The sequence below is a fragment of the Pseudomonas piscis genome (assembly GCF_009380155.1).
Classification (GTDB): domain Bacteria; phylum Pseudomonadota; class Gammaproteobacteria; order Pseudomonadales; family Pseudomonadaceae; genus Aquipseudomonas; species Aquipseudomonas piscis.
The window spans coordinates 281848-293629 of sequence record NZ_WHUV01000001.1 but is presented as its reverse complement, the minus strand read 5'-3'; the positions used below and the strand labels follow the sequence as shown (position 1 = coordinate 293629).

Annotated in this window: 9 protein-coding genes; 4 read left to right on the top strand and 5 right to left on the bottom strand. The window is 64.1% G+C overall.

Going from position 1 to position 11782, the window contains the following annotated elements; genetic code table 11:
* Position 1 precedes the first annotated feature (1 nt).
* Positions 2–331: a thioredoxin TrxA gene (gene trxA / locus GDH07_RS01355; RefSeq protein ID WP_003206727.1), complete on the bottom strand. Its 330-nt coding sequence runs from the start codon at positions 329–331 to the stop codon at positions 2–4.
* Positions 332–760: 429 nt separating this feature from the next.
* On the opposite strand from trxA, the gene ppx reads away from it, so the two are divergent.
* A complete protein-coding gene (gene ppx / locus GDH07_RS01350; RefSeq protein ID WP_053133736.1) occupies positions 761–2263 on the top strand; it encodes an exopolyphosphatase in 1503 nt (500 codons plus the stop codon).
* 72 nt (positions 2264–2335) lie between these two features.
* Here ppx and ppk1 read toward each other — a convergent pair whose 3' ends face one another.
* Positions 2336–4555: a polyphosphate kinase 1 gene (gene ppk1 / locus GDH07_RS01345; RefSeq protein WP_152896529.1), complete on the bottom strand. Its 2220-nt coding sequence runs from the start codon at positions 4553–4555 to the stop codon at positions 2336–2338.
* Positions 4556–4573: 18 nt separating this feature from the next.
* A complete protein-coding gene (hemB, locus tag GDH07_RS01340) occupies positions 4574–5587 on the bottom strand; it encodes a porphobilinogen synthase (protein WP_343038075.1) in 1014 nt (337 codons plus the stop codon).
* 208 nt (positions 5588–5795) lie between these two features.
* On the opposite strand from hemB, the gene GDH07_RS01335 reads away from it, so the two are divergent.
* Positions 5796–6404 (top strand): DedA family protein, encoded by a 609-nt coding sequence (locus tag GDH07_RS01335; RefSeq protein WP_053133727.1) that lies wholly within the window; start codon positions 5796–5798, stop codon positions 6402–6404.
* Positions 6405–6623: 219 nt separating this feature from the next.
* Positions 6624–7292, top strand: coding sequence for an isoprenoid biosynthesis glyoxalase ElbB (gene elbB / locus GDH07_RS01330; RefSeq protein ID WP_022641770.1), 669 nt, complete (start codon positions 6624–6626; stop codon positions 7290–7292).
* Positions 7293–7334: 42 nt separating this feature from the next.
* Here the strand turns inward: elbB and GDH07_RS01325 are convergent, their stop codons facing one another.
* Together GDH07_RS01325 and GDH07_RS01320 are read right to left on the bottom strand one after the other, a co-directional pair.
* Complete coding sequence (locus GDH07_RS01325; RefSeq protein ID WP_022641771.1) at positions 7335–7790, bottom strand: YaiI/YqxD family protein; 456 nt, start codon at positions 7788–7790, stop codon at positions 7335–7337.
* Between the two features lie 76 nt (positions 7791–7866).
* Complete coding sequence (locus GDH07_RS01320; RefSeq protein WP_152896527.1) at positions 7867–9765, bottom strand: FTR1 family protein; 1899 nt, start codon at positions 9763–9765, stop codon at positions 7867–7869.
* A gap of 515 nt (positions 9766–10280) precedes the next feature.
* Between GDH07_RS01320 and GDH07_RS01315 the strand changes: the two genes are divergently transcribed.
* Positions 10281–11774 (top strand): COG3014 family protein, encoded by a 1494-nt coding sequence (locus GDH07_RS01315; protein WP_152896526.1) that lies wholly within the window; start codon positions 10281–10283, stop codon positions 11772–11774.
* Positions 11775–11782 lie beyond the last annotated feature (8 nt).

Sequence of the window (11782 nt, the reverse complement as noted above, 5' to 3'; positions counted from 1 at the left end):
TTCAGATGTTGGCGTCGAGGAAAGCCGCCAGTTGCGACTTCGACAGCGCACCGACCTTGGTGGCTTCAACGTTACCGTTCTTGAACAGCATCAGGGTCGGGATACCACGTACGCCATGCTTGGCCGGGGTTTCCTGGTTCTCGTCGATGTTCAGTTTGGCAACGGTGAGCTTGCCCTTGTAGGTCTCGGCAATTTCGTCCAGAACCGGAGCGATCATTTTGCATGGGCCGCACCACTCAGCCCAGTAGTCGACCAGTACAGCGCCTTCGGCCTTGAGTACATCGGCCTCGAAGCTGGCGTCGCTGACGTGTTTGATGAGATCGCTGCTCATGGAATTCTCCAGGTTGTAAGCAAAAAAACGTGGCCCATCATATCTGCCCTTCCTGCGTTCAGGAAGCCGCAGGTGATTGACTCTCACTATGGTGCCCCTTGAGTTTGGGTATAGCTCAGCCCGGCGCAAAGCGAGAATTCCACCGATGCCTATAAAAGCCGGGACAACTTCGTGCGGCATCTCCTATTAATGTCGTCGAGGCCGCTACATGTGCCTTTCAACGCGGCCCAGGCGCCCTTCGGGCAATCCTGCGCACGGATATCGACCGGATGAGCGGTAGCACCAGCGCTCTCAAGTCCCTCATGGCACATCTGGGAATGCCGGCTGGCGCAAGGTTTGATGCGATGAATCAACGCATTGGCCACTGCGCGTTGGCGCGAGCCGTTGATCGTGGCAGGATGGCGAGGTTATCGACCGAGACCCCCAGCCATGCCCCAATCCCAAGCCAAGAATCTGTCCCTGATCGCCGCGATCGATCTGGGCTCCAACAGCTTTCACATGGTCGTGGCCAAGGCCCGGAACGGTGAAATCCGCATTCTCGAGCGGTTGGGTGAAAAGGTTCAGCTGGCTGCCGGCATCAATGAAGAGCGCCAGCTCAACGAAGAATCCATGCAACGCGGGCTCGACTGCCTCAAGCGTTTCGCCCAGCTGATCAACGGCATGCCCCAGGGCACCGTGCGCATCGTCGGCACCAACGCCCTGCGCGAAGCCCGCAACCGCGGCGAGTTCATCCGCCGGGCCGAAGAGATCCTCGGCCACCCGGTGGAAGTCATCTCCGGACGTGAAGAAGCGCGCCTGATCTACCTCGGGGTTTCCCATACCCTCGCTGACACCCCCGGCAAGCGCCTGGTGGCCGACATCGGCGGCGGCAGCACCGAGTTCATCATTGGCCAGCGCTTCGAGCCCCTGCTGCGCGAAAGCCTGCAGATGGGCTGCGTGAGCTTCACCCAACGCTATTTCCGCGACGGCAAGATCACCCCGGCCCGCTACGCCCAGGCCTATACCGCCGCACGCCTGGAAATCATGAGCATCGAACATGCGCTGCATCGCCTGACCTGGGATGAAGCCATCGGCTCCTCCGGCACCATTCGCGCCATCGGCCTGGCCCTCAAGGCCGGCGGCCAGGGCAGCGGCGAGATCAACGTCGAAGGCCTGGCCTGGCTCAAGCGCAAGCTGTTCAAGCTCGGCGACGTCGACAAAATCGACTTCGAAGGCATCAAGCCCGACCGCCGGGCCATCTTCCCTGCTGGCCTGGCGATCCTCGAGGCGATCTTCGATGCCCTGGAATTGCAGCGCATGGATCACTGCGAAGGCGCCCTGCGCGAAGGCGTGCTCTACGACCTGCTGGGCCGTCATCACCATGAAGACGTCCGCGAGCGCACCTTGGGCTCGCTGATGGAGCGCTACCACGTGGACCTGGAACAGGCTTCGCGGGTCGAAGGCAAGGCCCTGCGCTCCTTCGACCAGGTGGCGGCCGACTGGGACCTGGAAGACGGCATCTGGCGCGAGCTGCTGGGCTGGGCCGCCAAGGTGCATGAAGTGGGCCTGGATATCGCCCACTATCACTACCACAAGCACGGCGCCTACCTGATCGAACACTCGGACCTGGCTGGCTTCTCCCGTGAGGACCAGCAAATGCTGGCCCTGCTGGTACGCGGTCACCGCCGCAATATTCCCAAGGAGAAGTTCGCCGAGTTCGGCGACGACGGCATCAAGCTGATCCGTCTCTGCGTGCTGCTGCGCTTCGCCATCCTGTTCCACCACATCCGCGGTACCCAGCAGATGCCCCAGGTGCAGCTCAGCGCCAACGGCGACCAGCTGGACGTGAAGTTCCCGGCCAACTGGCTGGATGAAAACCAGCTGACCCAGGCGGACTTCGCCCTCGAGGCCGAGTGGCTGACCCGGGTCGGCATCGTACTCAACGTCAGCTGAGCCCGGCACCGGGCAAACAAAAAGGCCAGCCCGATCACTCGGGCTGGCCTTTTTCATTGGCGCCGGCTGAACCTAGCGCACCGGCAAGACCGGGCTGCCAAGGCGCTCCAGCAAGGTAGCCTGGGCACTGCGTGGGTTCTGGTTGCCGGTCGGCGTGTTGCGCACATAGCGCCCGTCGGACTGCAGGCTCCAGCTGTGGGTGTTATCGGTGAGATAACTCTCCAGCTCCTTCTTGACCCGCAGGATCAGCTTCTTGCCCTCCACCGGGAAGCAGGTCTCGACCCGCTTGTCGAGGTTGCGCTCCATCCAGTCGGCACTGGACAGGAACATCTGCTCTTCGCCGCCGTTGAGGAAGTAGAACACCCGGGTGTGCTCCAGGAAGCGCCCGATGATCGAGCGCACGTGGATGTTGTGCGACACCCCGGCGATCCCCGGGCGCAGGCAGCACATGCCACGCACCACCAGGTCGATGCGCACGCCGGACTGGCTGGCCTTGTACAGCGCGCGGATGATCTTCGGATCGGTCAGCGAGTTGAACTTGGCGATGATGTGCGCCGGCTTGCCGTCCAGGGCGAACTGGGTCTCCCGGGCGATCATGTCGAGCATGCCCTTCTTCAGGGTGAACGGCGCATGCAAGAGCTTCTTCATGCGCAGGGTCTTGCCCATGCCGATCAGCTGGCTGAACAGCTTGCCGACGTCCTCGCACAAGGCGTCGTCAGAGGTGAGCAGGCTGTAGTCGGTGTACAGGCGGGCATTGGCCGCGTGGTAGTTACCCGTGCCCAGGTGCGCATAACGCACGATCTCGCCCTGCTCGCGCCGCAGGATCAGCATCATCTTGGCGTGGGTCTTGAAGCCCACCACGCCGTAGATCACCACCGCGCCGGCCGCTTGCAGGCGGCTGGCCATCTGCAGGTTGGACTCCTCGTCGAAGCGCGCGCGCAGTTCGATCACCGCGGTGACCTCCTTGCCGTTGCGCGCCGCATCCACCAGGGCGTCGACGATCTCCGAGTTGGCCCCGGAGCGGTACAGGGTCTGGCGCACCGCCAGCACGTGGGGGTCCTTGGCGGCCTGGCGCAGCAGGTCGATCACCGGGGTGAAGGACTCGAAGGGATGCAGCAGCAGGATGTCCTGCTTGCTGATGACGCTGAAGATGTTCTCGCTGTTCTGCAACAGCTTGGGAATCTGCGGGGTGAACGGCGGGTGCTGCAGCTCCGGATGGCTGTCCAGGCCAGTGATGCTGAACAGGCGCGTGAGGTTCACCGGGCCATTGACCTGGTAGAGCTCGGTCTCGTGCAGGTTGAACTGCTTGAGCAGGTAGTCCGACAGGTGCTTGGGACAGGTATCGGCCACTTCCAGGCGCACCGCGTCGCCGTAGCGGCGGGAGAACAGCTCGCCGCGCAGGGCACGGGCCAGGTCCTCGACATCCTCGGAATCCAGTGCCAGGTCGGCGTTTCGAGTCAGGCGGAACTGATAGCAGCCTTTTACCTTCATGCCCTGGAACAGGTCATCGGCATGGGCATGGATCATCGACGACAGGAACACATAGTTGTCGCCAGGGCCGCCCACCTCTTCCGGCACCCGGATGATCCGCGGCAACAGGCGCGGGGCCGGGATGATCGCAAGGCCCGAGTCGCGGCCGAAAGCGTCGATGCCTTCCAGCTCGACGATGAAGTTCAGGCTCTTGTTCACCAGCAGCGGGAAGGGGTGCGTCGGGTCCAGGCCGATGGGGGTGATGATCGGCGCGATCTCGTCGCGAAAGTAGCGACGGACCCAGGTCTTGAGCTTGGCGGTCCAGTAGCGACGACGGATGAAGCGGATCTGGTGCTTCTCCAGCTCCGGCAACAGGATGTCGTTGAGGATCGCGTACTGACGATCCACATGACCGTGCACCAGGTCGCTGATGCGTGCCAGCGCCTGGTGCGGTTGCAGGCCGTCGGCGCCAGCCTGTTCACGGGCGAAGGTGATCTGCTTCTTCAGGCCGGCGACCCGGATCTCGAAGAACTCGTCCAGGTTGCTGGAGAAGATCAGCAGGAACTTCAGGCGCTCCAGCAGTGGATAGGACTCGTCCAGCGCCTGCTCCAGCACGCGGATGTTGAATTGCAGTTGCGACAGCTCGCGGTGGATGTACAGGCTGCTGTCGTCCAGGTTGGGGATGACGATGGCCGGCACCGGTTGCGCCTCGGCGGCCGGGGCCGCGGGAACGGGCTCCAGCTCCGGCGGGGTCTCGGCTACTTGCTCGACCACTGGCTGGGCTTCTTTTACGGCAACTTCTGTGAGTCCTTCGGTATTCATCGCGTGTTCCTGGGAGGGCTATTTTTGCTCTCGTAACAATTGAGCAGCACGAACGGCAAAGTAAGTCAGGATGCCATCGGCACCTGCACGTTTAAAAGCAGTCAGGGACTCGAGAACGACCCCCTCGGCCAACCATCCATTCTGGATCGCCGCCATGTGCATGGCGTACTCGCCGCTGACCTGGTAGACGAAGGTCGGCACCTTGAAGGCGTCCTTGACCCGCCAGAGGATGTCCAGGTAAGGCATCCCCGGCTTGACCATGACCATGTCCGCGCCTTCGGCCAGGTCCCCCGCCACTTCATGCAGGGCTTCCTCGGCATTGGCCGGGTCCATCTGGTACGAGGCCTTGTCGGCCTTGCCCAGGTTCAGCGCCGACCCCACCGCATCGCGGAAAGGCCCGTAGTAGGCGCTGGCGTACTTGGCCGAATAGGCCATGATCCGCACGTTGACATGACCCGCCAGCTCCAGCGCCTCGCGGATCGCCTGGACACGACCGTCCATCATGTCCGAGGGTGCCACCACCTGGGCGCCGGCTTCGGCGTGGGACAGGGCCTGGCGCACCAGGGCATCGACCGTGACGTCGTTCTGCACGTAGCCCTGTGCGTCGAGAATGCCGTCCTGGCCGTGGGTGGTGAACGGGTCCAGGGCGACGTCGGTGATCACCCCGAGGTGCGGGAAGCGTTCGCGCAAGGCACGGGTGGCACGCTGGGCGATGCCATCCGGGTTCCAGGCTTCGGCAGCGTCCAGGGACTTGAGTTCCCCGGGCGTCACCGGGAATAGGGCCAGGGCGGGAATCCCCAGCTCGACCCAGTGCGCCGCCTCTTCCAGCAGCAGGTCGACGCTCAGGCGCTCGACGCCCGGCATCGAGGCCACCGCCTCACGGCGATTCTCGCCGTCGAGCACGAACACCGGCAGGATCAGGTCGTCCACGCTCAAGCGATTCTCGCGCACCAGACGTCGGGAAAAGTCATCGCGACGGTTACGCCGCAGACGAGTGGCCGGAAACAGACGATTGGCGGGAGTAAAGCTCACGACGGACTCCATGGCCCGCGCTGGCGGGCGAGCGTGACAGTTATAAGCGGGCATTATGACGAACAGATGACAGTTATGCTCAAGCTGTTGACCGACAGCAACACACATTGTCATTGAGGGGAAATGTTCACGTCGAGACACATTTCGATACTTTCCCCAACGCCGTCGAAGGGGTAGGCTGCGCGTTCATTTCGCCAGCATCCAGACAATGCTCCAACAATTTCTTCAGGATTTCGGCTACTTCGCCCTCTTTCTCGGCACGTTCTTCGAAGGCGAGACCATTCTGGTTCTAGCCGGGTTTCTCGCGTTCCGTGGATACATGGATATCAACCTGGTGATGGTGGTTGCCTTCTTCGGCAGCTATGCCGGTGACCAGCTGTGGTACTTCCTGGGGCGCAAGCATGGCCGCAAGTTGCTGGCGCGCAGGCCGCGCTGGCAGATGATGGGCGACCGGGCACTGGAGCACATTCGCAAGCACCCGGACATCTGGGTGTTGAGCTTCCGCTTCGTCTACGGCCTGCGTACCGTGATGCCGGTGGCCATTGGCCTGTCCGGCTATCCGCCGGGACGCTACCTGCTGCTCAACGGCATTGGCGCGGCGATCTGGGCGGTGGCCCTGGCGCAGGCAGCCTTCCACTTCGGCGCCGTCATGGAAGGCATGCTCGGCAGCATCAAGAAGTACGAGCTGTGGGTCCTGGGCGCCCTGCTGGTCCTGGGCTTCTGCCTGTGGCTGCGGCGGCGCTTCAAGAATGCCCGCCTGGCCAAGCAGATCTACGAAGCCGAACAAGCCGAGCAGCACAACAAGCCGGCCGAGTAAGCGGCCCCTACGCGGCGCCTGGACATGGGCGCCGCGACTCTCGATTCCTCGAACCGCCCTACTCCTCGAACTCCTGAACTCGCGCACCCAACGGTTTTCCAAGACGGTATGGCCGCTGCTCGACGCGCCTGGAAAAATCCCGGCCCGATCGTGATACCCCTCTGCGGCGACTGGTGACAAACTGCCGGACATTTAGCGCGATGAACCTGGAGAAAACCCATGAGCAAAAAAGTTGCAGTGATCCTTTCCGGTTGCGGAGTCTTCGACGGCGCCGAGATCCATGAAAGCGTGATCACCCTGCTGCGCCTCGACCAGCGTGGCGCCCAGGTGCAGTGCTTCGCCCCGGACATCCCGCAGATGCACGTACTCAACCACCTGACCGGGGACACCATGCCCGAGACCCGCAACGTCCTGGTGGAATCGGCGCGCATCGCCCGCGGCGAGGTCAAGGACCTGCGCGAGGCCAAGGTCGAGGACTTCGACGCGCTGATCGTTCCCGGGGGCTTCGGCGCCGCCAAGAACCTCTCCAGCTTCGCCACCGAAGGCGCGGCCTGCTCGGTCCAGGCCGATGTCCTGGCCCTGGCCGAAGCCTTCGCCGAAGCCGGCAAGCCGGTGGGCCTGATGTGCATCGCCCCGGCCATGGCCGCCAAGATCTATGGCCCCGGCGTGACGTGCACCATCGGCAACGATGTCGACACCGCCGCAGCCCTGGGCAAGATGGGCGCCAACCATGCCGAGTGCGCGGTGGACGAGATCATCGAGGACAAGGCCCGCAAGCTGGTGACCACTCCGGCCTACATGCTGGCGCAGTCCATCAGCCAGGCCGCCGCCGGCATCAACAAGCTGGTGGACCGGGTATTGGAACTGACCCACGAAGGCCAGCAGTAACAACTACGCCAACGGCCGGGGAGCGCGTGCTCCCCCGCCGCATCAGCCCTGGCGCGCCAGCCTGGTCAGGATCCGGTCCAGGGCATTGGCGAACGCCTGCTTCTCCCGATCCCCATAGGGCGCTTGCCCGCCGCTGACCTGGCCCTGCTCCCGCAAGTCGGTAAACAGGTTGCGTACCGCCAGGCGCTCGCCCATGTTCTGCGCATCGAACTCCTTGCCCCGTGGGTCGAGGGCCGCCACGCCCTTTTTCACCAGCCGGTCGGCCAAGGGCACGTCGCTGCAGATCACCAGCTCGCCGGGCACCGCGTGCTCCACCAGGTAGTCGTCCGCGGCATCCGGGCCACTGGGCACCACGATGAGCTTGACGCAGGCGAACGGCGGCTTGATCTGCGGCTGCCCCGCCACCAGCAGCACCTCGAACTGGCGCTTGAGAGCAAAGCGCACCACTTGCTCCTTGGCCGCCTTGGGACAAGCGTCGGCATCGATCCAGACACGCATCGAATCTTCTCCTTACACAATGCAAAACGGGCAAGCCACTGTAGGAGCGACTTGCCCGCGAGGGTCAGGCCTCGGTTCAGGAGGCCTGCAGGCGGCGCTTCTCGCTCATCCGGCTGCGGCTGTAGAGTACCGCGATCGCCACGATCGCCACGGCCTGAGCCCCCAGCGAGTAGGCGTCGGCATGGATGCCCAGCCAGTCGAAGTCAAAGAACGGCACCGGCCGGGTACCGAAGATCCCCGCTTCCTGCAGCGCCTTGACGCCATGGCCGGCGAAGACCACCGACAAGGCGCACAGCAATGCGGCGTTGATGCTGAAGAACAGCGCCAGGGGCAGCTTGGCCGAACCCCGCAGGATCACCCAGGCCAGGCCCACCAGCAGCACCAGGGCGGTGCCGCCACCGGCCAGCACCGCGTTGTGCCCGGCTGGACCGGCCTGCAGCCATAGGGTTTCGTAAAACAGGATCACTTCGAACAGCTCGCGGTAGACCGAGAAGAACGCCAGCACGGCGAACCCGAAGCGACCGCCGCCGCCCACCAGGCTGCTCTTGATGTAGTCCTGCCAGGCCGCCGCGTGCCGGCGGTCGTGCATCCACACTCCGAGCCACAGCACCATCACGCTGGCGAACAGCGCGGTGGCGCCTTCCAGCAACTCGCGCTGGGAACCGCTGACATCGATCACATAGGCCGCCAGGGCCCAGGTTCCCAGGCCGGCCAACAGGGCCAGGCCCCAGCCGACGTTGACGCTGCGTACCGCCGACTGCTGGCCGGTGTTGCGCAGGAAGGCGAGGATCGCCGCCAGTACCAGGATGGCTTCCAGGCCCTCGCGCAGCAGGATCAGCAAGCCGGAGATGAAGCTCAGGGACCAGCTCAGGCTGTCGCCGCCCAGCAGTTCCGCGGACTCTTTGAGCTTGGTCTTGGCTGCGTCCAGGCGCTGCTCCGCCTGTTCCACCGCCAGCCCATCCTGCAGCGACTGACGGTAGGCCATCAGGGCTTTCTCGGTGTCCTTGCGCACGGCGGCGTCGACGTTGTCCAGGGAGCTTTCCACCAGCTCGAACCCTTCCAGGTACGCTGCCACCGAAAGATCGTAGGCCTGCTCACGATCGCCGTTGCGATAGGCCGCGAGGCTCTTGTCCAGGGTCGACGCGGTGTAGTCCAGCAATTGCCCCGGACCGCGCTTGACCTGCGGTGGCTGGGCCCGCTGGGCCCGGAATGTCGCCGCGGCCCGTGCCCCCTGGGCGGCCAGGATCTCGCCCGGGGTCTGCCGGGCCAGGTCCGCCAAGTTGAAGTCCTGCTCGCCCTTGGCCGCTGCCGGATCGGCGCTGAAGCCGGCAATGTAGGTCGCCAGGTCCCAACGCTGGCGGTCATCCAGCTGATCGGCGAAGGACGGCATGTCGGTGCCCTCCACTCCCAGTCCCAAGGTGTTGTAGATGGCGTACAGGCTCAGGCGATCCAGGCGCTCGGTATCCCGCAGGTTGGCCGGCGGCGGCGTCATGCCCAGGCCCGCCGGACCGTCACCGGCCCCTTGCTGGCCATGGCATACCGAACAGTGCTGGGCGTACAACGGCGCTCCACGGGAAGGATCCGGGGTGATGACCGGGGCCTGGCTGACCTCGTAGGCCACCGCCAGCCGAGCGCCCATCTGCCGCGCCTGATGCGCTACCTGGCCGCCATCCACACGGTCGGCGACCGCCTTGCGCAAGCTGGTGATGCCCTGCTCCAGCTCGGCCTTCTCCGGCTTGGCTGGCAAGTCGGCGATCAACCCCTGCAAGACCCCGAGAAACTCCACCTGCTCACGGTACTCGGACTCATCGATGACCTTGCCGTCCGCCACCGTGGCCGGGTAGTCCGCGCCGATGTAGTCCAGCAAATGCAAGGCCTTGGGCGCGCCATCGACGGTATCGGCCAGGAGGTTGGAGCTGCAGAACACCAGTACCGGCAGTACCAGCAGCGCCAGTAAACGGGAAGGGGCAGTCATGAATGATTCTCAAAGGGAAATACGAAGTAACATATTGTTCCCTTCCAATCGGTTTCACTCAAGGGTTATCGGCCCTCTGAAACATCTTCAGCCCGCAAGCACTAGCCCTGCGGTTCCTCCTCTGCTGTTTCTTGTGCAGCCTCGTGGCCAGGCCGACGGCACCGGCACAGGTACTCAGCGGGTTAACGCAAATTGTCGGCATCTATTGCCGATCAAGCGTTTCAGCATCGACAAGCTCACGCTTCCTCTGCACTGCCTGCCGCAACAGCCCACAACTGCGCGTCGAAGATCTCCGCAAGTCGTTGCCCGATACTGGCAATCACCAATCAAGACAACGTTAAAAAGCCATTACAGCGCCAGGTCCGATGTCTATAATGCCGCGCCCTCGTTATCGCGAGTCGCTATTTAAGCTCCTCTTTTAATGAGGAATTGGCAGGTGCCCAGCTTTCCTGCCAGAGGGTTCGTCCAGCCCGACCCGCAGCCAGGCTGTTTCATTCAGGGAAGAAGAAGTACCCATGGCATCCCGCGCCCTCACCACGGTTGCGCTCGGCGCAATCACTCTGCTTGCCGGCTGTTCGGTCTTTCGCAGCTACGACAGCGAACTCCAGGAAACCAATCAGCAGCTGCGCGCCGGCAACCTCGATGCCGCCCTGACCCTGCTGGAAAAGAACAACCAGGGTGAAGACAAGGACCTGCTCTACTACTTCGAAAAGGGTGAACTGCTGCGCGCCAAGGGCGACCTGGCCGGCAGCCAGGCAGCCTGGGGCCACGCCGACCAAGTGGTGGGCAACTGGGAAGACTCGGTCAAGTTCGACAGCGAGAAATACCTGGCCCAGTTCGGTAGTTTCCTGATCAACGACAAGGTCCGCCGCTACGAAGGCTACGACTACGAAAAGGTCATGCTGACCACCCAGATGGCCATGAACCTGCTGGCCAGCAACGACTTCGACGGCGCCCGCATGGCGATCAAGAAGACCCACGAACGCGAAGCGGTGATCGCCGAACTGCGGGACAAGGAATACCTCAAGCGCGAGGACGAAGCCGAGAAGCAAGGAATCAAGACCCAGTACAAGGACCTCCAGGGCTACCCGGTGGCCGCCCTCGACGCCCCGGAAGTGACCAACCTGAAGAACAGCTACCAGAGCGCCTTCAGCCACTACCTGGCGGGCTTCGTCTACGAGGCCCTGGGCGAGAAGGACCTGGCGGCCCCCGGTTACCGCAAGGCCGCCGAGTTGCGCCCCAACACACCGCTGCTGGAACAGGCCCTGCTGAACCTGGACGCCCCGGTGGAACCGGTACAGGCCGAGGCTCCAGCCAAGGCTTCGGGCAAGAACAAACGCAAGGTCGCGGCCAAGACCCCGGTCCGCCCACCGGCGCCAGCGGCCCTGGCAGCGGATGAAAGCGAAGTGCTGATCGTGGTGCAGAGCGGCCTGGCCCCGGCCCGCGACTCGGTGCGCATCCCCCTGCCCATCCCGATCCACGACAAGCTGGTGATCACCCCGCTGTCGTTCCCGGTGATCAAGGCCGACACCTCGACCCAGGCCTTCGCCCAGATCGGCATCGACGACCGGCAGCAGGACCTGACCCTGCTCAACAGCACCACTGCCATGTCCCGCCGCGCCCTGCGCGACGACATGCCGGGCATCATCCTGCGCACCACCGTGCGCGCCGTGACCCGTGGCGTCGCGCAAAAGAACCTGAACGAGGCCAACCCCCTGGCCGGCCTCGCCGTGGGCCTGGCCTCGGCCATCACCGAAGGCGCCGACACCCGCACCTGGCGCACCCTGCCGGACGCCACCCAGGTGACACGCCTGCGCCTCAAGCAGGGCGAGCACAGGCTCAGCCTGCCCAGCGCCCTGGGCGGCACCCAGGTGCTGGTCAAGGTCGACCAGCGCTACCAGGTGATCGCCCTGCGCGTGGTCGGCAACCAGGTGTTCAGCAGCGGCCTGGCCGCCCACGTCATCCCGAACAACGTCGGCCAGAACATGGCCAGCAACCAACGTCCCTGAGCGGAGCA